The sequence below is a fragment of the Micromonospora sp. NPDC093244 genome (assembly GCF_040683695.1).
Lineage (GTDB): Bacteria > Actinomycetota > Actinomycetes > Mycobacteriales > Micromonosporaceae > Micromonospora.
The window spans coordinates 57147-78885 of the sequence record NZ_JBFBEO010000010.1 but is presented as its reverse complement, the minus strand read 5'-3'; the positions used below and the strand labels follow the sequence as shown (position 1 = coordinate 78885).

The following is a 21739-nucleotide window of genomic DNA, read 5'->3' as shown; positions in this document are numbered from 1 at the left end:
CTAACGGCCGGCGGGGGTGGCCGTCCCACCCGCGATGACGTACGGCTCCGGAGATGACACGGTAGCCGGGTCCGCCGCCGCCCAGTAGTGGCCGTCGGGGAACCGGTACAGCGCGATCGACTCCTGACGCATCCGGGTGGAGTAGCCGGGCTGCTTGGGCAGGACGTAACCGCTGCCCGAACCGGTGTCCCGTACGACGCACGGGTCGGTGAAGTGCTCGTGCAGGTGGTCGACGAACTCGGTGACCCGGCCGGTGAGATCCCCGGAGACCGCGACGTAGTCGAGCACCGAGACGTGCTGGACCATCTCGCACAGGCCGACGCCTCCCGCGTGCGGGCACACGGGGACGCCGAACTTCGCGGCGAGGAGCAGCACGGCGACGATCTCGTTGACGCTGGCCAGCCGGCCGGTGTCCAGCTGGCAGAAGTCGATGGCGCCGGCCTGGAACAGCTGCTTGAACATCACCCGGTTGTGGCAGTGCTCGCCGGTGGCGACGCCGATGGGCGCGACGGCACGGCGGACGGCCGCGTGGCCGAGGATGTCGTCGGGGCTGGTGGGTTCCTCGATCCACAGTGGTTTGAACCGGGCGAGAGCCGTCACCCAGTCGATGGCCTGACCGACGTCCCACACCTGGTTGGCGTCGATCATGAGGTGGCGGTCCGGGCCGAGGATCTCCCGGGCGATGGTGCACCGGCGGATGTCGTCGTCGAGGTTGGCGCCCACCTTGAGCTTGACGTACCCGTAGCCGGTGTCCACCGCCTCCTGGCACAGCCGGCGCAGCTTGTCGTCGCCGTAGCCGAGCCAGCCGGCCGAGGTGGTGTAGGCGGGGTAGCCGGTGCGGTGCAGCTCGGCGAGGCGGTCGGCCTTGGTGCTCTCCTTGGCGCGCAGGATGGCGAGCGCCTCGTCCCGGGTCAGCGCGTCGGACAGGTAGCGCAGGTCCGCGATGTCGACGAGCTGCTCGGGGGACATGTCGACGAGCAGGCGCCACAGCGGTTTGGCGGCGAGCCGGGCCACCAGATCCCAGGAGGCGTTCAACACGGCGGCGAGGGACAGGTGCACGACGCCCTTCTCCGGGCCGAGCCAGCGCAGCTGCGAGTCGGAGGTGAGCAGGCGGTAGACGGCCCCCATGTCCGCCGCCATCGTCGTCACGTCCAGGCCGACCAGGCGCTGGGCCTGGTGGACCGCCGCGGCGGCGACGATGTCGTTGCCGCGCCCGATGGTGAAGGTCAGCCCGTGACCGGCGAGCGGCGCACCCGTGCTGTCCAGACCGTCGGTGTGCAGGACGACGTACGCCGCCGAGTAGTCACCGTCCTTGTTCATGGCGTCGGAGCCGTCAGCGGTCAGGGAGGTGGGGAAGCGGACGTCTTCGACGGTGACGGCAGTGATCTGCGGCATGCGCTCCTCGCCCGGCTAACGAAAGATCGGATGATGCCTGGGAGTGTACGGACGCCCGATCAGGGCCGTCAACGATGTCGATCAACGCCTGGGCCCAGACATCCGATGTTTCCGGGCTCCCTTCCAGTCGGTGGGAGGGCTCCCCGGTCAGCCCTGGCGCGGGATGAGGCCCGGTACGCCGTACTGCCGGTCGAGGACCTGCATGGCCGCGCCCGCCGCGATCACGTCCGCGCCCAGGCTGGACAGGGCGACGTCGGTGACCAGCCAGTCCGCGCGGGGCACCTGGGTGTGCACGGCCTCCTCGACCGCCGCGAGGTAGGCGCCCTGGTGCCGCAGGAGGTCGGCGCCCGCCAGCACCACGTGGGCGAGGTCGAGGGTCTGGAGCAGGTTGACCACGCCGACGGCCAGGACGCGGGCGGCCCGCGCGATGTCGCCGGCCTCGGCGGCCCGGTTGTGCACGACCTCCAGGCACCCGTGGCGTCCGCACACGCAGCGCGGTCCGTCGAGGTCGACGACCGTGTGGCCGAACTCCCCGGCGTTGGTGTGCGCTCCCCGGTGGGCGGTGCCGCCCAGCCAGAAGCCGCCGCCGATGCCGGACTCGACCATGATGAGGACCGCGTCGCCGAAGGTCCCGCCACGCCGCCACGCCTCGGCCGTGACCCCCGCGGTGACGTCCTTGTCCAGGTGGACCGGCAGGCCCAGGTGCGCCTGCGCGAGCTTGCGCAGCGGTACGTCGTGCCAGTGCCGCAGGCCGTGGGCGTCGCGGACCAGGCCGTTCTCGTGGTCCAGTGGGCCGATCATGCCGATGCCGACGCCTGTGAGCCGGCCTCGCGGCTCCCAGTCCGTGGTGATCGCGTCGATGCCGGCGCGCAGGGCGTGCAGCAGGTGTTCGGGGGTGAAGTCGCGGGGGAGCGGGCTGACCGCCGAGTGGTGCACCCTGCCGGCCAGGTCGACGAGCACCAGCCGCAGCGTGCGCCGGGCGACGTGGGCGCCGATGGCGTACCGGCTGTCGGGGACCAGTTCGTAGACGACTGCGGGCTTGCCGATGCCCGGACGGCGCACGCCAGCGGACCGGATCAGCCCGTCGGCGGTCAGGCGGGCGATGACCTTGGAAACCGCCTGCGGGGTCAGGCCGGTGGCGGTGACGACTGTCGACCGCTCGAACGTCGGCACGGTACGCCCCACCGCCATGACCAGCGCCTGGTTGTAGCCGCGCAGGAACGTCACGTCGGCTGTGGTGCGCGTCATCCCACCACCCTATTACGCAACGCTGTTGCTAAATTTTCCCGGTGGATGGACTGAGCAGAAATCGGCGCCTCGCGGCGGTGGCCGCCCTGGCCCTCGGTGGCGTGGCGGTAGGCCTGACCGAGTTCGTGGCGATGGGCCTGCTGCCCGACATCGCGCGGGGACTTCTCCCGCAGCGGTACGCCCAGTCGCCGTCCGACGCGGTGGCCCGGGCCGGCTGGATGATCACCGCGTACGCGCTCGGCGTGGTCGTGGGCGCTCCGCTGATCGCCGCGCTGAGCGCGCGCCTGCCCCGCAAGAAGCTGGTGCTCGGGCTGCTCGTCCTCTTCGCCGTCGGGACCGTCGCGTCGGCGACCGCCCCGACGTTCGACCTGGTGCTTGTCGCGCGGTTCGTCGCGGCGCTGCCGCACGGCGCGTACTTCGGGGCGGCAGGTCTGCTCGCGGCGGCCCTGCTGGGCCCGGGCAACGAGGCCCGTGGCTTCGCCGCCGTGCTCAGCGGGTTGACAGTGAGCAACGTGGTGGGCGTACCCCTGATCACCCGGCTCGGGCAGGAGGCCGGCTGGCGTACCGCGTACCTGGTCATCGCGGGGGTGTTCGTGCTCACGCTGCTGGCGGTCCTGGCGGTCGTCCCGGAGGTCGCCGCGGCGGTGGACAGCTCGCCGGCCGCCGAGCTGCGGGCCCTGCGGACCCGGCAGGTGTGGCTCGTCGCGGCCACCGGGGCTGTCGGGTTCGCCGGCTTCTTCGCGGTCAACACGTACATCGCCCCGGTCACCACCGACGTCGCCGGCCTCGCCGCCGCGACGGTGCCGTGGGCGCTCGTCGCGGTGGGCCTGGGCATGACCGTCGGCAACGCGCTGGGCGGCTGGCTCGCGGACCGGGACCTGCGCCGCAGCATGATCGTCGGCTTCGTCTCGATGATCGTGAGCATCACCGTCTTCGGCCTCGTCGCGTCGAACCCCGTCGGCCTGTTCGTGGGGGCGTTCCTGGTCGGCGCGACGAGCCTCTACCTCGGGCCGGTCCTGCAGGCGCGCCTCATCACCGTCGCCCCGGGAGCCCAGCTCATGGGCGCGGCCATGAACCAGTCGGCGATGAACATCGCGAACAGTCTCGGCGCGGCCCTGGGCAGTGTCGCCATCGCCGCCGGGTTCGGCTACCTCGCACCGGCCTGGGTCGGCGTGCTCCTGGCCGTGCTCGGGTTGGGCCTGGCCGGTGTCAGCGTCACCGTCGAGCGCCGCTCGCGTACCCCCGAGCCGATCGCCGTCGCCAGCTGAACGCCTGCCGTGACGGCAGTCACCGACACGCCCGACACCGAGATGTGGGGTGTGACAACCACGGCGTCCCTATATATGGTGTCGAGCGCAGCTGGTTCGGCCGCTCATCCAGAGTGGTCGAGGCAAGAGGGAACCCGGTGGGAATCCGGGACTGTCCCGCAGCGGTGAGTGGGAACGACAGCCGTCATCAGCACTGGGCCACCAAACGCCTGGGAAGCGACGGCCGGTAGGAGACCGGCGAGACCGGTCGTGCCCGCGAGTCCGAAGACCTGCCAGCGCGCCGTACGCCCCACCCGGGCGAACGGCGGTCCGAGGCCGCGTGGGACGGCCGACGCCACAGGACCCGCGCCGTGCCGGCGTGGCGTCCGCCGGTGTCTGTCTCCTCGTGTCCGGACCATCAGGTCTCGAACTCCGAGGAGCGAGTGGTGACAGTCACCGAGGTAGTCCCGACCGCCAGCGACACGGCGCCGCGCCGCACGCAGATGCGGGTCCGCAAGCGCGATGGCAACACCGAACCGGTGGACGTCAACAGGATCGTCCGGGCCGTCGAGCGGTGGTCCGACGACCTCACCGACGTCGACCCGCTGCGGGTCGCGACCCGCACGATCAGCGGCCTGTACGACGGCGCGACGACAGCCGAACTGGACCGGCTCTCCATCCAGACCGCCGCCGAGATGATCGGCGAGGAGCCGCAGTACTCGCGCCTGGCCGCCCGACTGCTGGCCGGGTACGTCGACAAGGAGGTCCGCCGGCAGGGAGTCATCTCGTTCAGCGCGGCCATCCGCACCTGTCACGCCGAGGGCCTGATCGGCGACGACACCGCCGCGTTCGTGGCCGCGCACGCCGCGACGCTCGACGACGCCGTCGACCCGGACGGCGACCGCCGCTTCGAGTACTTCGGCCTGCGCACGGTGTACGACAGGTACCTGCTGCGCCACCCGAGCACCCGGCTGGTGCTGGAGACCCCGCAGTACTGGCTGCTGCGGGTGGCCTGCGGCCTGTCCACCACCCCCGACGAGGCGGTCGGCTTCTACCGGCTGATGTCCAGCCTGGCCTACCTGCCCAGCTCGCCGACGCTGTTCAACTCCGGCACCCGGCACACCCAGATGTCCTCCTGCTACCTGGTCGACTCCCCGCGCGACGAGCTGGACTCGATCTACCAGCGGTACGCCCAGGTCGCCAACCTGTCCAAGTTCGCCGGCGGCATCGGCATCGCGTACTCCCGGGTCCGGTCCCGGGGCGCGTTGATCCGCGGCACCAACGGGCAGTCCAACGGGATCGTGCCGTGGCTGCGCACCCTCGACGCGAGCGTCGCCGCTGTCAACCAGGGTGGCCGGCGCAAGGGCGCGGCCTGCGTCTACCTGGAGCCGTGGCACCCGGACATCGAGGAGTTCCTGCACCTGCGGGACAACACAGGCGAGGACGCCAGGCGCACCCACAACCTGAACCTGGCCAACTGGATCCCGGACGAGTTCATGCGCCGGGTCGAGGCCGACGGGATGTGGTCGCTGTTCGACCCGCACGAGGTGCCCGAGCTGCCCGACCTGTGGGGGGAGCGGTTCGACGTCGCGTACCGGGCCGCCGAGGCGCAGGGCCGCTACGTGCGGCAGGTGCCGGCGCGGGAGCTGTACGCGACGATGATGCGTACCCTCGCCCAGACCGGCAACGGGTGGATGACCTTCAAGGACGCCGCGAACCGGCTGTGCAACCAGACCGCCGACGACGGCAACGTGGTGCACCTGTCCAACCTGTGCACCGAGATCATCGAGGTGTCCAGCGACGCCGAGACCGCCGTGTGCAACCTCGGCTCGGTCAACCTCGCCGCCCACCTCGCCGACGGTGACCTCGACTGGGAGCGGCTGCGCGCCACGGTACGCACCGCCGTGACCTTCCTCGACCGGGTCATCGACATCAACTACTACCCGACAGCGCAGGCGGCGGCGAGCAACCCGCGCTGGCGCCCCGTCGGGCTCGGACTGATGGGTCTTCAGGACGTGTTCTTCGCCCTGCGGCTGCCGTTCGACTCCGCGGCCGCCCGGGAACTGTCCACCCGGATCAGCGAGGAGCTGTACCTGACCGCGCTGGAAACCTCCGCCGACCTGGCCCGCCGCTTCGGCGCGCACCCGGCGTACGCCCAGACCCGCGCCGCGCGCGGCCAGTTGCAGCCCGACCTGTGGGGCGTCGAGGGTACGCAGACCGCGCGCTGGGCCGCGCTGCGCGAGCGGGTCGAGGCGTACGGGCTGCGCAACTCGCTGCTGGTGGCGGTCGCCCCGACGGCGACCATCGCGTCGATCGCCGGCTGCTACGAGTGCATCGAGCCGCAGGTGTCCAACCTGTTCAAGCGCGAAACCCTGTCGGGCGAGTTCCTCCAGGTCAACACCGCCCTGGTCCGCGAGCTGAAGGCCCGTGGCCTGTGGACCGAACCGATCCGCTCGGCGATCAAGCGCGCCGAGGGCTCGGTGCAGGACATCGCGGAGCTGCCGGCCGGCGTCCGGGAGCTGTTCCGCACCGCCTGGGAGCTGCCGCAGCGGGCCTTGATCGACCTGGCCGCCGCCCGGGCCCCGTTCATCGACCAGTCGCAGTCGCTGAACCTGTTCCTGGCCTCGCCGACCATCGGCAAGCTCTCCTCGATGTACCTGTACGCCTGGAAGGCCGGCCTGAAGACCACGTACTACCTGCGATCGCGCCCGGCCACGAGGATCCAGCAGGCGACAGTGGCCGTCGTCGCGCCCGCCGCGTCCGTGGCTGTCGGCTCTGTCGGCCCTGTCGACGCCGAGGCGCTGGCCTGCTCGCTGGAGAACCCCGAGTCGTGCGAGGCCTGCCAGTGACCGCCGCCGACGCCACCACCGACCCCGGCACCACCGACACGAGGACCACGCACATGCTGCTCGACCCCGGGATGGATCTCACCCTGCGCCCGATGCGCTACCCGCACTTCTTCGACAGGTTCCGCGACGCCATCCGCAACACCTGGACCGTCGAGGAGGTCGACCTGCACGCCGACCTCGCCGACCTGGACAGGCTCTCACCTGCCGAGCGGCACCTGGTGAGCCGTCTGGTGGCGTTCTTCGCCACCGGCGACACGATCGTCGCCAACAACCTGGTGCTCAACCTCTATCAGCACGTCAACAGCCCCGAGGGTCGGCTCTACCTGTCCCGGCAACTGTTCGAGGAGGCGGTGCACGTCCAGTTCTACCTGAACCTGCTCGACACGTACGTGCCCGACGAGACCGAGCGGTTCGCGGCCTTCTCGGCCATCGAGAACATCCCCTCCATCCGCCGCAAGGCCGAGTTCTGCTTCCGGTGGATCGACTCCCTGCACGATCTGCGCGAGCTGCGGACCCGTGCGGACCGGCGGACGTTCCTGCTCAACCTGATCTGCTTCGCCGCCTGCATCGAGGGGCTGTTCTTCTACGGCGCGTTCGCGTACGTCTACTTCCTGCGCTCCCGGGGCCTGCTGCACGGGCTGGCCTCGGGCACCAACTGGGTGTTCCGCGACGAGTCCATGCACATGGCCTTCGCGTTCGACGTCGTCGACACCGTACGCGCCGAGGAACCCGACCTGTTCGACGACGACCTCGCCGACCAGGTCCGCGAGATGCTCACCGAGGCCGTCGAGTGCGAGGTCCAGTTCGCCGAGGACCTGGTCGGCCAGGGCGTACCCGGCCTGACGCTCACCGACATGCGGGAGTACCTCCAGCACGTCGCCGACCGCCGCCTCGCCCAGCTCGGCATCGACGCGCACTACGGCTCGGCCAACCCGTTCGCCTTCATGGAGTTGCAGGACGTTCAGGAACTGTCGAACTTCTTCGAGCGGCGGGTGTCCGCGTACCAGGTGGGGGTGACCGGCGCGGTGGCCTTCGACGACGACTTCTGAGGGGCGGCGCAGGGGCGGGGAGCGGTTGTGGCGGTGCGATAACGTCTGGCCGCACGGGATCCGTGGACGTCGATCATCGGGCGTCCGCAGCCCTCCCCGCGCCTGCGGGCCGCGTGCACGCGTGTCTGGGGCTCGGCATCGGCGTCGGCTGGCTCGTCAGGAACGCCTTCCCGCCCCACTCCACGGGCGACACCGTGGTGTTCACGGTGGTCAGAATTTGCTGGCGGTCGGTCTCGTCGCCGCTCTGCTTGTCGCCTTCCGGCACGTGCGACAGGTCCGCGACGAGGTCGCCCACTAGGGTTCCGGTCAACCGGACGGACCTGGTGCCGCGATCGGGCTCAGCCGGCGGTCATTCCCGCACGGGCGGGCGGGCACCTGGCTCTTCCGCCCGCTGGGCCTGGAGCACGCGAAGCGAGTCGAGTGCCACGGCGGTGAGTACGCCGCGGCCGACACCGGCGCGGCCCAGCAACTCCATCCCTCGCGTGACTGCCACGAAGTAGACGGCCAACGATTGCACATTCGCGTCCTGCGGAATGTCCCCGTACTCCCGCGCATGGTCCAGGCACTGGGCATAGACCCCGGCGAGCTGTTCGATACCGGCCTTCGTGGCCGTCGAGAGCGGGTCCTCCGCACCTGTCGATTCGACAAGCGCACGGGTGGTGAGCGAGACCCGCCGATCACTGCTACTGAACTCGATCGCCATCCGGAGCAGGTGACCCCTGATTCGTTCCAGTGGCGAGGCGTCGTCGTGGCCGAGTGCCTCCGAGACGGCGCGCGTCGCCTCCTCCCGGTCCTCCGAGAGTGCCCGGAGAAACAATTCCCGCTTCCCGCCGAACGCGTTGTACAAGCTCTGCTTCCCCAGGCCGGTTGCCCGCACCAGGTCATCAAGTGTCGCAGCGGCGAGGCCGTGCACGGCGAACACCTCACTGGCGCTGCTGACGACATCACTCTCGCGGAACTTGCGGGGACGAGGCACGTGGGCGAGCTTACATTATTGACCATACGGTCAAAAACTTGTTAGCGTGTGGCGAGCGCGCATCAGTGGGACCGCGTCGGAGTTTCCTGTAGCAACACCGAGCACCGAGCACCGAGGAGAGTGGCAGTGCAGACCAACGAAGAGGTTGTTCGCGAGGCGTACCGGCTGGCGGAGGGAAGCGTCCTCGACGGACCTGGCTTTCGCGCCCTGTTCACCGAGGACGGAACGTTCAACGACGTGCCCAATTCGCTGACGTTCCGCGGGGACGAGATTCCGCAGGCACTCACGGGCTTCGCCAGCATTTTCCCCGACATCCACCGGGAGCTGATCGAGATGCGTGCGCTCGGTGATGTTGTCGCGGTCGAACTACGAATTCAGGCAACACATCTCGGTGCGTTCCCGACTCCGGTCGGCGACATCCGTCCGACCGGTAACCGTATCGACATGCCGGCGGCGGACCTCTGGTATCTCCGGGATGGAAAAATCGAGAGGTTCAACTGTTACAACGCGACGAACGTGATGCTCGCCCAAATCGGTGCCGGCCCCGACTTCACATCGGCGGTCGAGGCCGCCAAGGCAGCCGCCACAGGGGCGTAGCTGCTCGGCGGATGCCGCAAGCCGAGCTGCCGGTAGAGAACGTCAGGTGGCGAACGCGCTCAGTCCGGCATGCCGGCGCACGCCGTCCCGTCGATGGTGCAGGCCGTGGGGGAGGCGCCGACCGTGGCGCCGTTCACCCGGAACGTCACACGCACCGACGCGCCGGCGGGGACCTGCCCGGCGCTGCCGTCGGGCACGAACGTCCACACCGCACCGTCCTGCACGGCCCGCGCGCCCTCGACCTGACTGACCCGCAGTGACTCGCGGGGCAGGGTGACGGCGAGCGTCCACTGCGGCACCGGCACCCGGCCGGGATTGCTGATCGTCACGCTGGCGCCGTAACTGAGCAGCGCGGTGTCCGCGATGGCGAACTCCGCGCCCAGGGCGGCGGGCGTCGGCGCCGTCGTTCCGGCCGACGGCGTCGGCCCGCCGGTGGGCGGGCCTGCGGAGGGCGGCGCGGCCGGGCTGCCCGACGGCGACGCGGGCGCGGTGGTGGCCGCCGGGATGGCGTGCGCCCGGGGCGTACCTGCCGAGGGCGTCCCGACCTGGTCGACCGACGGCGGCGGGTTGAGGGTCACCGGCGCCAGCTTCTCCGGCGTACGCAGCACCACGACAACGGACACCGTCGTCGCGACCAGCACCCCGATCGCCGAGACCAACGCGACCCAGGTGGCCCGCGAGACGTCGCTCCGACCGGTGAGCACCCGCCGTGTGGCCGAGGCGACCGCCACGACCCGGTCCAGCAGAACGATCGCCACGGTACGACGTGGCTGCGGCGGTGGTGCCGGCACTGCCTTTCTCCCCCTCACATCGTCACCGGGCGCGCGGCCCGCGGTCCGTCCGGTCGCTCACAGAGCGCGGAGCCCGACGAGTATCGACTCGAGCAGCTCCGCGGACGGCAGCTCCGACAGCGTCGGCGGTTCGTGCGTCTCGATCAGGCCGGCCGCGAGCAGGTCACCGAGGAGCACCCGGACGGTGCCCAACGGCAGGTCCAGTTCGGCGCCGACCTCGGCAACCGACACTGGATGGTGACACAACTCCACGATCCTCGCCTGTTCGGGGAAGAGCGGTGTCCGCGGGGTGGCCGCCCGCCTGGCGACGACAAGCGAGATGAGGTCGAACTGGCCGCGCTCGGGCGCCGTACGCCCACCGGTCATGGTGTAAGGCCGCGCCACCGGCCCGGCGTCGTCGTCGTACCACGCCTCGTCAGCGGAGTCGTTGGTGAACACCAGCGTCCCCGCTCCGTACCGAGGAGGCCGGTTCCAGGCTGACCGGCAGGTGCCGTTCGGCCTGCCCGACGAAGAGCGCCACCTCGTACGCCATGTCGCCGACCTCGGCGTCGTCCCCGGCGATCCGCACCGTCAGGATGGTCCCGTTGCGGATGGTGGCGACGAACAGGAACGCCCGCGACATCTGCACCACGATCTGACGCAGCCCACCCGCGTCGCAGGTGCGGGTGGCGGCCAGTCCCAGCGCCAGCAGGCCGGCGACGACGCCGGAGATCTGCTCGGCCAGCTTCGCGCCCACGTGGCGGGAACCGCCCAGGGGTAGACCGTCCGGGGAGAGCACCACGGCGAACTCCGCGCCGTGGACCCGGTCGACCAGCCGGTCCAGGGCACCGGTCAGGCTGTCCCCGGTCGCCACTGCGTGCGTCATCGATGTCTCCTTGTTGCTCTCGCGACCGGCAACTCGACGGTGTCGGGGCCGGCGCTGCCGGGGTTGGGCCCGATCGGCCCGGGTTGACGGATCCGCATCGGCAGGTCCCCGTCCATGTCCAACCCGCCGCGCGGGTGCCCGGCGCCGGGATGCCGCGGCACCGGCCCGTCGTCGGTGGCGCTGACCGTGACCAGACCGTTGGGCAGGAGGACCACCGCTGCCGTACCGCCGCGCTGGCTGCGCCGCAGCGACACGTGCGCGCCGCAGCGGGCGGCCAGCACGGCGGCCGTGTACAGGCCCGCCGGACCGGTGGGTGGGTCGCCCGACGGCGGGTTGCCGAGCAGGTGGTTCGCGCCGGCCAGCGCGTCCGCGTCGAGGCCTGGCCCGTCGTCGACCACCAGGACGGCGCAGCCCTGCGGCCACTGCTCACCGGCGACCCGGACCGTGGTGTCCTGCGGCGACTGGGACAGGGCGTTCTCGACCAGTTCGGCGAGCAGGTGCACGACGTCGGTGACGGCCGGGCCGGAGAGGGACCACGGCCAGTGCGGCGCGATGAGGACCCGGTGGTAGTCGGCCACCTCGGCGACCGCGCCCCGCGCGACGTCGAGCAGCGGCACCGGCCGCCGCCAGCGACGGGCCGGCGTCGCGCCGGCCAGGGCGATCACCGTCTCCACGTTGCGGCGGACCCGGGTGGTGAGATGGTCGAGCTGGAACAGTTCGTCGGTCTCCTCGGCGGACCGTTCCCGCCGCTGCAGGGTGTCCAGCAGGTTGAGCTGGTCACGCAGCAGCGCCTGGTTGCGGCGGGTCAACCGCAGCACCAGTTCCCGGGCAGCCGCACCGTCGCGGGCCGGCGCCTCGGGGGCCGGCGCGTGGTCGATCGGCGCCGGAGGTGGCGCCGCCGCGTCGGCGGGGGAGCGGGCCAGCCCTTCGGTCAGTCGCCGCAGCAGGCCGGCCCAGCTCAGCAGGATCGCGAGTACCGCGATGAGCCCGAGGCCCAGCACCGCGCCGGTACGGGCGACGAGCACCGCCGCACCAGGCGTGGCCCGCTCCACACTGCCCCGGGCCGACGCGGTCACCAGCTCGTGCAGGGCGACGAGGACGCCGTCGGCCGTCTCCCGCCAGCCCGCCCTGGTGATCCCGTCCACGACGGTGGCGGTGTCCGTCCGCGACAGCCCCTCCTCCAGGGCTAGCAGGTCGGTGAAGGGCGGCCCGACCGCCAGCCGCTGCTGCTGCGCCGGCAGAGCAGCGACCGCCTCGCCGAGCGCGTACCGCTGGTTGTTCACAAGCGCGACAAGTCCACGTCGCTCGTCGCGGTCGAACCGGGCGCCGGCCAACGCGGCGCTGACAAGCGTGTCCTCGCGGGCGAGCAGTTCACGGGCCCGCGCCAGCGCGATCACCGTACGGGTGTCGGCGGCCAGGTCGCTCTCGTACGCGCCCCACTCCGGGCCGTACACGGCGAATGCGGCGTCGACGAGCTGGTCGTACCCGTCGACGGCCCCGGAGCGGTCGAGCCGGCCGGCGTCCACCTGGGAACGCATGGTGCCCAGGCTGGTCAGTCGCCGGATGAGCTGGTCGGCCCGATCCCGTACGGCGCCTGCGGTGAGCAGTCGAAGGTCGTTGCCCTCGGCGAAGGCGCGAACCTCGGCCGCCGCCCGGTCGGTCCCCCCACGTGCCGCCGCCAGCGCGGGATCCGCAGACCCGGGCGCGGCGATCGTCTCGACGGTCAACCGGCGCTCGGTCTGCAGACCCAGGACCAGCCGGTCGATGGGCTGGCCCAGCGTCTCGGCGAGTGCCCGGACCCGCAGCAGGTCGACCGCGTCCTGACCGGTCAGGTAGGCCGCGTACGACCACAGCGTGAGCAGCACGGCCGCCAGCGCGACGAGTCTGGCCCGGATCCCTGGTCGGGTCATCGGGTCGACCGCCGTGGCCACGGCTGTCCGGCGGTGGTGCTGGCCCGGTCGGCGACGACGGTCCGCAGCAGCGCGAGCAGTTCGGCGCGGTTGGCGCAGTTGAGCCTGCTGCGCATCCGGGCCACGTGGTGCTCGACGGTCTTGGCCGAGATGAAGAGCCGGTCGCCGATCTCCCGGTAGGTCAGCCCGGCCAGGACCAGCTCGGCCACCTCGTACTCGCGGTCGCTGAGCCCCGGCTGGGTGGGGCCTGCGATGGCGTCGGCGACCTGCGCGGCGTCCTCGCCGGTAGCCGGCCGCTGCCCGCCGTCGACGCCGGCCGGGCGGGCCTGCAACGCCCGCGCGCATTCGAGCAGCGTGGTCATGGCCCTGCGGTCGGCGGTACGGATCGCGGCCTGCCCGGCCAGCCGGGCGCCGTCCCACCACAGGCCTGTGTCGTGCAGCCCGCGGGCGGCGGCCTCCACCCGCACCGGGTCGACCGCGCCCCGCAGCACCTCCACCCAGCTCTCCGCCGCCGCGGCGACGACCGCGGCGTACCGGCTGTGGCCGGCGGCGGCGAGCAGCGCGGCGACCCGGTCGTCGGCGACCGCCGGCTCGTCGGCCAGGATCGCCGCGTGCAGGCCGCTCCAGTGCAGCGGGACGCTCCACAGTGGTGGATCGCCCAGCCTGTTGAGCAGGGATCGGCCCTCGCGCAGGTACGGCTCCAGGCGGGCCAGGTCGCCGAGGCGGGCGCCCGCGATGGCGAGTTCACCCAGGGGCAGCAACGTGAACAGGTCCACGGGGTGCCGCACCACCGCCTCCAGGGCCTGCCCCCAGCCGCCCTTGAGCGCTCCGAGGTCGCTGTTGCGCCTGGCGATGCCCATCCGCAGCGCGGCGGCGAAGAGCAGATCGCGGGACTCCAGCGGGTGCCCGTCGGCCGTGGTGGCGGCGAGACGGTCCGCGGCGGCGGCCGTCTGACCCCGAACCATCAGGATCCAGGCCTGCAACAGGCGGTGCCGGCGGGTCATCAACGGGCCGCCCACACCGGCCGCCAGCGCCCGGTGCAGCACCCGTTCGGCGATCTCCAGCTCACCGCAGTGCACGGCGGTCAGGGCGGCCAGCGCCGCCGGGCTGTCCGGCAGGAGCGCCGCCCGGCCGTCCGGCTCCAGCAGGGCCGCGGCCTGCACGAAGGCGGAGAGGGCGGCGGTCGGCGGGCCGGTGACGCTCTCGCGTACCCCGTCGGCCATCAGCCGGGCCGCGCTGGCCCGCAATGTGGGCGGCTCGCCGGCCGGGTCGCCCGCCGGCGCCTCGCGGGCGGCGGCCAGGTCACCGCCGGCCAGCCCGCCGACGGTGGCGAACGCGACCGACGAGGCGCTGCCCGACCACCGGTACAGCTCCACGCTGCGACCGACGTGCCCCCGGTGCGCCAGGGCGGTCGCGGCCACCACTGCCGCCTCGGCGCGTTCGGCCGGCGGGGCGGTGGCCAGCAGCCGGTCCGCCAGTCGCAGCGCGTCGTCGAGGTCGCCGGCGAGGGCCGTGGCGAGCGCCTGCCTGGCGCTCGCCGGCGCGCCGGCGGCCGTGGCCGCCGCGAACAGGTCGGCGGCGAACGCCGGCTCGTCGGCGAGCGCCTCCGTGGCGGCGGCCGTCAGGGTCGTGGCCGGGCAGTCGGCGAGCGCGCCCACCGCCCGCAGGGAACGGACCAGCGGCAGGACCGCGCCTCCACGGGCCAGTTGCAACTCGGTGAGCCGGCGCCACACGGCGGTGCGGTCGGTGGCCGGGCTGAGCGCCGTGACGACCCGCCGGACGATCGGCGCGAGCCGGCCGTCGGCGCCGATCAACCCCGCCGCCCGGGTCGCGGCGATCAGCTCGTCCACGGCCTCCGGTTCCTTGTCGAGCAGCGCGCCGAGCATGCTCACCGGCAGCGGAACGCCCGCCGCGACCGCGAGCAGCAGACGCCGCACGGCGGTGGGCTGCGCCTCCAGATCCGGCCCGAACTCCAGCAGGATCGACCGGGGTGCCTCCACCGGGGTGGCGGCCGAGGCGTCCGCGCCGGCCAGACCACGGGCCATCCGCTCCACGTCCCGGGGCACCCCGGCGGTCTGCGTGTGCACGAAGTCGGCCAGGTCGCCGCGTCCACCCAGCTCGGGCACGGCGGCGAGGTAGGCCGCGGTCAGCTCCCGGGTGAACGGGCCGAGCAGCACCGCCTGCCCGTCCCGTCGAAGGACGTCCGCCAGGTCGGTGAGAGCCGTCGACCGGGGCCACGGGCGGTACGCCACCACGAGCCGGTGGCGGCGGCCGGCCACCAGGCGCAGCAGCGCGCCCAGGCGCGCGTCGTCGAGCAGGTGCGCGTCGTCGACGAGCACCAGCGCGTCCGGGTCGACGGTCTCGCCCGGTTCGGGGGCGCCGGTGCGGACAGCGAACCCGGCCTGCCGCCGCGTGCGGGCCACCTGGGCGAGCAGGGCGGTCTTGCCGTGCCCGCCCGGCCCGCTCACCCCGACGACGAGCGGACCCCGGGGGTCTCGCCCGACCAGGTCCAGAAGGGAATCCGCCCCCCTGCCCAGCAGCAGTCGGGACTCGGCGACGTCATTCATGATCATTGTGGTCATCCTTCGCGTCCCCGGCTGAGGGTCAACGCCAGACGGGACGCCTTCGGCAGGTCCAGTGGGAGGATCCGGACCGGCGGACGGGGAGGTGGGTCGGCCGGGACGGGAGTGTCGTGGTGCGGGCGGCGCGGCACCGGGAGGGTGGCCCGGGCCGGGCCCGCCTGCTCGCGTACCGGAGCCGGTCCGCCGGCCGGTGCGGGCCGGCGCGGCGACACGACCTGGCAGGCGGCCATCGCCGCGCCGGTCGCGGCGGTCAACTGCGAATCGGGCTGCACCTCCACGGGCACCGCGAGAGCCGCCCCGACCAGCTCGGCGACGAGCGGGATGCGGGCGGAGCCGCCGGCCAGCAGGACGGCGTCGAGCTGCGCGGGCGTCCGGTCGGCGCCGTGCACCGTCCGCAGCAGGAGGTCGACGGTGGCCTGCACCGTCGGGCGGATCATCTCCTCGAACTGCGCCCGGGTCACCGGAATCCGTGCCGGGCCGCCCGGCAGGCTCACCACCACGTCGGCCGTCAGGTCGACGGTCAGCTCGCGCTTGACCCGCGCGCACTCCGCCCGCAGGCCGCGCAGGGCGGCCTGGGTGCCCCGGCGCGCGCCGGCCGCCAACTCCCGGGCCAGCACCGTACGCACGTGCGTGGCAAGTGCCTCGTCGAAGTCGGCGCCGCCGATCGGGTCGAGACCCTGCGGGGTGCCGAAACCCTCGTACGTGCCGCGCGGGGTACGCCGCACCAGCGCCGCCTCGAAGCTGTTGCCGCCCAGCGCGTAGACCGCTGCCGTCGTACCTCCGAAACCGCGGGCCGCGTGGCTCTCCGCCACCGTCACCGTGCGGGGCAGCAGCGTGACGTGACGCAGGCCCAGGTCGGACAACGCTCGGTGCAGCAGATCCCGCCGGTACGGGCGCCAACCGGCCGGGTGACTGAGAACGATCGCCTCGGCCGGTGCCCCCTCCAGGGCGTGGACCCGATCCACCACCCACCCGGCCAGCTCCGCGGTGAGCGTCTGCGGCGCGCACGCCTCGCCGCCGAGCAGCAGGGGCACGTCGTCGCCGATCCGGCGGACGAAGTCCCTGGTGGTGCGGCTGCCGTCGTCGGTCGGCGGTTCCCCGACGCGCAGCGAGCCGTCCTCCGACAGGTACAGCACCGACGGTACGAGAGGCGAGTCGGCGCCGAGCCCGACGGGTTCCGGGCGCGTCCAGGTCGTGCCGTTACGCCGTGCGACGGCGGCGGCCGTGTTGGTGCTTCCGATGTCGATCCCCAGGACGTACCGCATCCGTCTCTTCTCTCCCCGTGAGGTGGCCGGTCGGTGGGCGCTCGCGCCGACGACCACCCCCGGCGAACCCCCGTGGGCTCCTACGTTCGTACCAGAGATCGCTCCCTGGTCGGGACCCTAATCTGGCCGGGACGGTTTCCCCCTGTCCCCCTAACGTACGAAGCGGTGGAGCCCCTAGTTCAGGGGGATCGGATGCGGGCCGAGCCCCGATGTCCGGAGGTGCCCCCGGTCGTAGCGTTCCTGTCGACGCAAGACGGTCGCTGACGCCACATCCGAGGAGAACCGGCACATGGACTCGCAACAGACCCTCCACGACTTCGTGCTCGACCTGCTGACCAACCCCGACGCGCGGTCGGCGTTCGACCTCGACCCGGAGGGCGCGCTGCACGCCGCGGGGCTCAGCGACATCACCGCCGCCGACGTGCAGGACGTCGTCCCACTCGTGGTCGACTACGCGCCGGGTCAGGGCCTCGCGCCGCTCGCTCCGGTCACCGGTCAGCTCGGCCTGGACCCGCTGGTGACCGACACCACCGACGTGGTCGGTCAGTTGCAGAGCGTGGCGCAGCAGATCAGCATCACCAGCTCGCCCAGCGGCCTGGACGTCAAGGCGGGCGTGCTGGGCGCCATCGCTGTCGACCCGAGCACCGTCGCGGCCGGGGTCACGGTGCTGCCGGGGATCGGCCTGGGCGTCGGCCCGAGCGGTCTGGACACCGACCTGACCGGCGTGAACGACGTGGCGCACACCCTCGACGCCGACGTGGTGCAGCCGGTCGACGGCATCGTCGACCCGGTCCTCGGCGATGTCACGGGCACCGTCGGCAACACCGGCGGTCTGCTGGACACCGGCGACCACGGCCTGCTCGGCGGCGACCTGACCGGCGGCGTTCTGTCCGGCACCCAGGGTCACCTCGGTGGTGTGGTCGGCTCGCTGGGTGTCGGCGACACCCTCGGCGGGCTGGGCCTGGGCGACGGCGGCGGCGCCGTCGGCGGCGTTCTCCCGCCCCTTGATGTTCCGTCCACTGTGGGCGGTGTGACGCACCAGGTGGAGGGTCTGCTCCCCGGCGTCACCGGCACTGTCGGTGACGTGACCGGCGGTGTCACCGACGGTGTGCTCGGCGACACGCACGACGGGGGGCCCGCCTCGTCGGACCACGGTCTGCTGGGCATCACCGGGGGCCTGCTCTGACGGGGTGTTCCACCTGGAGCGGGAGGCCGGACCGTCTCGGGCGGTCCGGCCTTCTCCAGTTCCCCAACCGGTCCCTCTTGATAATTGAGCCGAAATCCGCACACTTGGTGCGGTGATGGCGGGGATCTGGTTGGACGTTCTGGACGAGATCGCCCGTACGTGCAGCGCGCACGGGCGAGACGACCTGCTCGAAACGGTGCGGCAGAAGCGTGCCCAACTGCTGGACCCGAAACTGCGCGTCCTGGTCATCGGCGAGCCCAACCAGGGCAAGAGCCAGCTGATCAACGCGATCATCAACGCGCCCGCCTGCCCGGTCGGCGACGGGCGTACCACAGTCCTGCCGACAGTCGTGCAGCACGCCGAGGCCGCGTACGCCGCGGTGGCCCAGGGGCCACCCCCGGGTCGAGGCGCCGGTGGCGCCGCCGTCATCGCCGTCGAGCGGACCCCGGTGGCGCTCGACCAGGTCGCGGCGGGTGTGGCAGGCACCGTCGGGCGCCGGTCCGGAGGCGGTCCGGCGTACGTCGAGATCGGGGTGCCCCGCGCGCTGCTCGGCGCGGGACTGGTGCTCGTGGACACTCCGGGCGCCGACGAGGTCGCCGCCGTAGGCGGAGCGGGCCCGGTCGCCTCGCCCGGTCGCGCGGACACGGTGCTGCTGGTCTCCGACTCGACCCGGGAGCTATCGGTCACCGAACTGGACATGCTGCTGCACGTCATGCGCTCGCACCCGAACGTGGTGGTGGTGCAGAGCAAGACGGATCTTGTCGCGGACTGGCGAGCGGTGGCCGAGCGCAACCGCCAGCACCTGGCCGACGCCGGCATCCCCGCGCCGGTGATCCCGGTCTCGGCGACGCTGCGGCTGCGCGCGGCCACCGCCGACGACCGGGATCTCAACGCCGAGTCCGGCTTCCCCATGCTCATCGCGCGGCTGCGCCGGGACATGTCCGGCAAGGCCGACCAGTTGGCCCGTGGCGCGGTGCAGGCGGTGGCCCGGACGGTGGTGGAGCAGTTGGCGGCGCCGCTGCGCGCCGAGCTGGCGACCCGGGAGGCCGAGGAGCAGTCCGGGCCGATCTCCCGCCTGCACGCGGCGCAGCGTGAGGTCGACGAGCTGCGCCGCTGCTCCACCCGCTGGCAGAACACCCTGAACGACGAGGTCGCGGACCTGCTGTCCGACATCGAGTACGACCTGCGCGACCGGACCCGGCAGATCCTGCGCGGGGTGGACGACGCGTTCGACACGGCCGATCCGCTGGTCGCCTGGGACACCTTCCAGGACTGGCTGGAGCGCAGCCTGGTGGAGGCGGCGGAGGCGAACCACGAGTGGCTGATCCAGCGCTGCGACTGGATCGCCCGTCGGGTGGCCGCCAACTTCGCCAGGTACGGCTACGACGTGCTGCCGCCGTGGTCGATGACGATGCCCGACGACATCGGCGAGCGGCTGCCGGAGCTGGAGCGGCCCAAGATCGACCGGTTCACCACGGGGCAGAAACTGTTCACCGGTATGAAGGGCTCGTACGGCGGGATGCTGATGTTCGGTCTGGCGACGACGCTTGCCGGAATGCCGATGATCAACCCGGTCTCGGTGGGGATCGGCGCGCTGTTCGGCGGCAAGAGCATCCGCGACGAGAGCAAGCAGTTGCTGCGTCGTCGGCAGGCGACGGTGAAGACGGCCATCCAGCGGCACGTGGACGACGTCTTCGTCCGCGTCATCAGGGACTGCCGCGACGCCGTACGCCAGGTGCAGCGGATGCTGCGGGATCACTTCACGGGGCTCACCGAGGAGCTTCAGGAGGCAATCGTGCAGTCGTTCCGCAGCGCCAAGCAGGAGGCCGACACCGACGCGGCCCAGCGTGAGCAGCGCCAGCGCGAGATCCGGTTGAGGATGACCCGGTTGGCAGCCGTCTACGAGCAGGCCCAGCAGCTCAGCGGCGCCCGTGCCACCCCGGGGCTGTTGGAGCCTCGGGCGTGACCGTCGGCGTACGCCTGGACGAGGCGGCGTGGGGGTTGCTGCACCAGGCGCTCGACCTCTACCGGGCCAATCCGCGGGCCGTCGGGCAGTTGCGGCACCAGGTGGCCCGGCTGGAGGAGCCGCTGCGGATCGCGGTCGCCGGCCCCTGGCGTTCGGGCAAGTCGACGGTGCTGAACGCGCTGATGGGTGAGGAGGTCGCGCCTGTCGAGGGAGCCGACGGCGCCTTCACCTGGTACGAGGACGCCCCCGCGCCGCGCGCCACCGCGTACCCGGCCGGTCAGCCCCCGCAGGAGTTGACAGTGGTCAAGTCGGCGACCGGGATGCGTGTGGATCTGGGCTGGGGCGCGGGGGAGGTGCGTGACGTCGTGGTGCGGTGGCCGACGCGGGCGCTGCGGCAGATCACGTTGATCGACACCCCGGCCCTGAGCGGCGCCGGTGAGCGGGGCCACGTGTCGGTGATGGACCGGGTGCTGCGCGACGCGGACGCGGTGCTGTTCCTGACCCGCGACGGTCGCGACAGTGATCTGCGGGTGCTGGAGTCCGGCCGGGAGAGCGCCGTCGGCCAGGCCGCCCCGGTGAACGTGATCATGGTGTTGTCCCGGGCGGACGAGACCGGCGGTGGCCGGATCGACGGGCTGCTCACCGCCCGCCAGTTGGCGCGACGGCACTACCGCGATCCCCGGGTGGGCGCGCTGGCCGTGAACGTGGTGGCGTGCAGCGGGTCGATCGGACTGGCCGGCCGGATGCTCGGCGAGTCGGACTTCGCGGCCCTCGCGACGCTGGCCGGGGTCCCCCGCGCGGAGTTGGACACCCACCTGCTCTCCGCCGACCGCTTTCTCCGTGGCGACCTGCCGGTACGCGTGGACCCGGACCTGCGGACGGCCCTGCTGGACCGTTTCGGTCTCTTCGGGATCCGGTTGGCGACCACCCTGGTCCGTTCCGGGTTCGACACGCGGGTGAAGCTCTCCGCCGAACTCATCCGCCGCAGCGGCCTCACCGAGCTGCGCGAGGCGGTGACCCGCTGCTTCATCGACCGCCGCGACACGCTCAAGGCGCGGTCGGCACTGGCCGCCGTGGAGGCCCTGCTCCGGGCCGAGCCGGTCCGGGGCTCCGCCGAGCTGGTCGCCACGATCGAGCAGATCCTCGCCGGCGCCCACGAGTTCCGGGAGTTGCGCCTGCTGGTGGCGCTGCGGCACACCCGGCTCGGGTTCGACGCCGAGTTGGCCGCGGAGGCGCAGCGGCTGATCGGTGGCGACGGGGTGGGGCTCGCCGCCCGTCTCGGTGTCGAGCACGAGGCGACCGTGCAGCGGCTCTGGGAGGTGGCCGCCGACGCGCAGTGGCGGTGGCGGGACCGGGCGGAGGACCCGGCGCTGCCGCTGGCCCAGCGCCGTGGTGCGGAGGTGGTCGTGCGTAGCTGCGAGGGGATGCTCGCGGAGCTGGCCGCCGGTGGGCGCTGAGGTGCGCTGACGGTGGAACCCGTCACTGCGGGTGGCCTCCTTTATACCCCCTGGGGTATCGTTCGGCGCAGGAGGTGGCGAGCGTGAAGCTTCGACCCGAGATGACAGGCGAGGCGCTGACCCGGCTCAAGCGGGCCCGTGGGCAGCTGAACGCGGTGATCGAGATGATGGAGGAGGGTCAGGACTGCCGGGAGGCGCTGACCCAGCTCGCCGCCGTGTCGAAGGCCATCGACAGGGCCGGCTACAAGATCATCGCTTCGGGGATGCGGCACTGCGCCAACGCGCGCGATCGGGGCGATCAGCCCGAGATGACCGAAGAGGAGCTGGAGAAGCTGTTCCTCGCCCTGGCCTGAGAG

18 protein-coding genes and 1 riboswitch are annotated in these 21739 nt (G+C 72.4%); of the genes, 8 read left to right on the top strand and 10 right to left on the bottom strand.

Annotation, left to right across the window (positions count from 1 at the left end):
- Both AB0N27_RS29090 and AB0N27_RS29085 read right to left on the bottom strand, forming a co-directional pair.
- Positions 1-1395, bottom strand: coding sequence for an enolase C-terminal domain-like protein (locus AB0N27_RS29090; RefSeq protein WP_364376674.1), 1395 nt, complete (start codon positions 1393-1395; stop codon positions 1-3).
- A 147-nt stretch (positions 1396-1542) separates the two neighbouring features.
- Positions 1543-2643 (bottom strand): ROK family protein, encoded by a 1101-nt coding sequence (locus AB0N27_RS29085; protein WP_364376671.1) that lies wholly within the window; start codon positions 2641-2643, stop codon positions 1543-1545.
- 41 nt (positions 2644-2684) lie between these two features.
- Between AB0N27_RS29085 and AB0N27_RS29080 the strand changes: the two genes are divergently transcribed.
- The 3 genes from AB0N27_RS29080 to AB0N27_RS29070 all read left to right on the top strand — a co-directional run bounded on the left by AB0N27_RS29080 (position 2685) and on the right by AB0N27_RS29070 (position 7788).
- Positions 2685-3911: an MFS transporter gene (locus AB0N27_RS29080; RefSeq protein WP_364376668.1), complete on the top strand. Its 1227-nt coding sequence runs from the start codon at positions 2685-2687 to the stop codon at positions 3909-3911.
- A 75-nt stretch (positions 3912-3986) separates the two neighbouring features.
- Positions 3987-4203, top strand: a riboswitch (cobalamin riboswitch).
- Between the two features lie 190 nt (positions 4204-4393).
- Positions 4394-6739: a ribonucleoside-diphosphate reductase subunit alpha gene (locus AB0N27_RS29075; RefSeq protein ID WP_364376718.1), complete on the top strand. Its 2346-nt coding sequence runs from the start codon at positions 4394-4396 to the stop codon at positions 6737-6739.
- A gap of 53 nt (positions 6740-6792) precedes the next feature.
- On the top strand, positions 6793-7788 hold the full coding sequence (locus AB0N27_RS29070) for a ribonucleotide-diphosphate reductase subunit beta (protein WP_364376716.1): 996 nt from the start codon (positions 6793-6795) through the stop codon (positions 7786-7788).
- A gap of 73 nt (positions 7789-7861) precedes the next feature.
- Here AB0N27_RS29070 and AB0N27_RS29065 read toward each other — a convergent pair whose 3' ends face one another.
- Positions 7862-8083, bottom strand: a complete 222-nt coding sequence (locus AB0N27_RS29065; protein WP_364376665.1) for a hypothetical protein — start codon at positions 8081-8083, stop codon at positions 7862-7864.
- Between the two features lie 54 nt (positions 8084-8137).
- Positions 8138-8764 (bottom strand): TetR/AcrR family transcriptional regulator, encoded by a 627-nt coding sequence (locus tag AB0N27_RS29060; RefSeq protein ID WP_364376662.1) that lies wholly within the window; start codon positions 8762-8764, stop codon positions 8138-8140.
- Positions 8765-8890: 126 nt separating this feature from the next.
- Between AB0N27_RS29060 and AB0N27_RS29055 the strand changes: the two genes are divergently transcribed.
- Positions 8891-9361, top strand: coding sequence for a nuclear transport factor 2 family protein (locus AB0N27_RS29055; protein WP_364376659.1), 471 nt, complete (start codon positions 8891-8893; stop codon positions 9359-9361).
- 59 nt (positions 9362-9420) lie between these two features.
- On the opposite strand, the gene AB0N27_RS29050 is transcribed toward AB0N27_RS29055, so the two are convergent.
- From AB0N27_RS29050 to AB0N27_RS29025, 6 genes are read right to left on the bottom strand one after another with little or no spacing between them, the layout of a single operon-like run.
- A complete protein-coding gene (locus AB0N27_RS29050) occupies positions 9421-10152 on the bottom strand; it encodes a cellulose binding domain-containing protein (protein ID WP_364376656.1) in 732 nt (243 codons plus the stop codon).
- A gap of 57 nt (positions 10153-10209) precedes the next feature.
- Positions 10210-10590, bottom strand: a complete 381-nt coding sequence (locus AB0N27_RS29045; RefSeq protein WP_364376653.1) for a DUF742 domain-containing protein — start codon at positions 10588-10590, stop codon at positions 10210-10212.
- Positions 10568-11017 carry a roadblock/LC7 domain-containing protein gene (locus AB0N27_RS29040; RefSeq protein WP_364376650.1) on the bottom strand — a complete coding sequence of 150 codons (450 nt, stop codon included), beginning with the start codon at positions 11015-11017 and terminating at the stop codon, positions 10568-10570. Before AB0N27_RS29040 ends, AB0N27_RS29045 begins: the two co-directional genes overlap by 23 nt.
- Complete coding sequence (locus tag AB0N27_RS29035; protein WP_364376647.1) at positions 11014-12927, bottom strand: nitrate- and nitrite sensing domain-containing protein; 1914 nt, start codon at positions 12925-12927, stop codon at positions 11014-11016. Before AB0N27_RS29035 ends, AB0N27_RS29040 begins: the two co-directional genes overlap by 4 nt.
- Positions 12924-15500, bottom strand: a complete 2577-nt coding sequence (locus AB0N27_RS29030) for a LuxR C-terminal-related transcriptional regulator (RefSeq protein ID WP_364376644.1) — start codon at positions 15498-15500, stop codon at positions 12924-12926. Before AB0N27_RS29030 ends, AB0N27_RS29035 begins: the two co-directional genes overlap by 4 nt.
- Positions 15501-15505: 5 nt before the next feature.
- Positions 15506-16774 (bottom strand): Hsp70 family protein, encoded by a 1269-nt coding sequence (locus AB0N27_RS29025; RefSeq protein ID WP_364376641.1) that lies wholly within the window; start codon positions 16772-16774, stop codon positions 15506-15508.
- 289 nt (positions 16775-17063) lie between these two features.
- Here AB0N27_RS29025 and AB0N27_RS29020 point away from each other — a divergent pair, with 289 nt between their 5' ends.
- The 4 genes from AB0N27_RS29020 (at position 17064) to AB0N27_RS29005 (ending at position 21736) form a co-directional block, all read left to right on the top strand.
- A complete protein-coding gene (locus AB0N27_RS29020; protein ID WP_364376638.1) occupies positions 17064-17960 on the top strand; it encodes an IniB N-terminal domain-containing protein in 897 nt (298 codons plus the stop codon).
- Between the two features lie 115 nt (positions 17961-18075).
- Positions 18076-19926 (top strand): dynamin family protein, encoded by a 1851-nt coding sequence (locus tag AB0N27_RS29015; protein WP_364376635.1) that lies wholly within the window; start codon positions 18076-18078, stop codon positions 19924-19926.
- Positions 19923-21383: a hypothetical protein gene (locus AB0N27_RS29010; protein WP_364376632.1), complete on the top strand. Its 1461-nt coding sequence runs from the start codon at positions 19923-19925 to the stop codon at positions 21381-21383. Before AB0N27_RS29015 ends, AB0N27_RS29010 begins: the two co-directional genes overlap by 4 nt.
- 83 nt (positions 21384-21466) lie before the next feature.
- The gene (locus AB0N27_RS29005) at positions 21467-21736 is read left to right on the top strand and encodes a metal-sensitive transcriptional regulator (RefSeq protein ID WP_354819092.1); all 270 of its coding nucleotides are present in this window, start codon (positions 21467-21469) and stop codon (positions 21734-21736) included.
- Positions 21737-21739 lie beyond the last annotated feature (3 nt).

Bases quoted from the DNA above. Each gene is read 5' to 3' on its own strand.
- AB0N27_RS29090 (WP_364376674.1), bottom strand. From the start codon at position 1,395: ATGCCGCAGATCACTGCCGTCACCGTCGAAGACGTCCGCTTCCCCACC.
- AB0N27_RS29085 (WP_364376671.1), bottom strand. From the start codon at position 2,643: ATGACGCGCACCACAGCCGACGTGACGTTCCTGCGCGGCTACAACCAG.
- AB0N27_RS29075 (WP_364376718.1), top strand. From the start codon at position 4,394: ATGCGGGTCCGCAAGCGCGATGGCAACACCGAACCGGTGGACGTCAAC.
- AB0N27_RS29070 (WP_364376716.1), top strand. From the start codon at position 6,793: ATGCTGCTCGACCCCGGGATGGATCTCACCCTGCGCCCGATGCGCTAC.
- AB0N27_RS29040 (WP_364376650.1), bottom strand. From the start codon at position 11,017: ATGACGCACGCAGTGGCGACCGGGGACAGCCTGACCGGTGCCCTGGAC.
- AB0N27_RS29035 (WP_364376647.1), bottom strand. From the start codon at position 12,927: ATGACCCGACCAGGGATCCGGGCCAGACTCGTCGCGCTGGCGGCCGTG.
- AB0N27_RS29030 (WP_364376644.1), bottom strand. From the start codon at position 15,500: ATGATCATGAATGACGTCGCCGAGTCCCGACTGCTGCTGGGCAGGGGG.
- AB0N27_RS29025 (WP_364376641.1), bottom strand. From the start codon at position 16,774: ATGCGGTACGTCCTGGGGATCGACATCGGAAGCACCAACACGGCCGCC.
- AB0N27_RS29020 (WP_364376638.1), top strand. From the start codon at position 17,064: ATGGACTCGCAACAGACCCTCCACGACTTCGTGCTCGACCTGCTGACC.
- AB0N27_RS29015 (WP_364376635.1), top strand. From the start codon at position 18,076: ATGGCGGGGATCTGGTTGGACGTTCTGGACGAGATCGCCCGTACGTGC.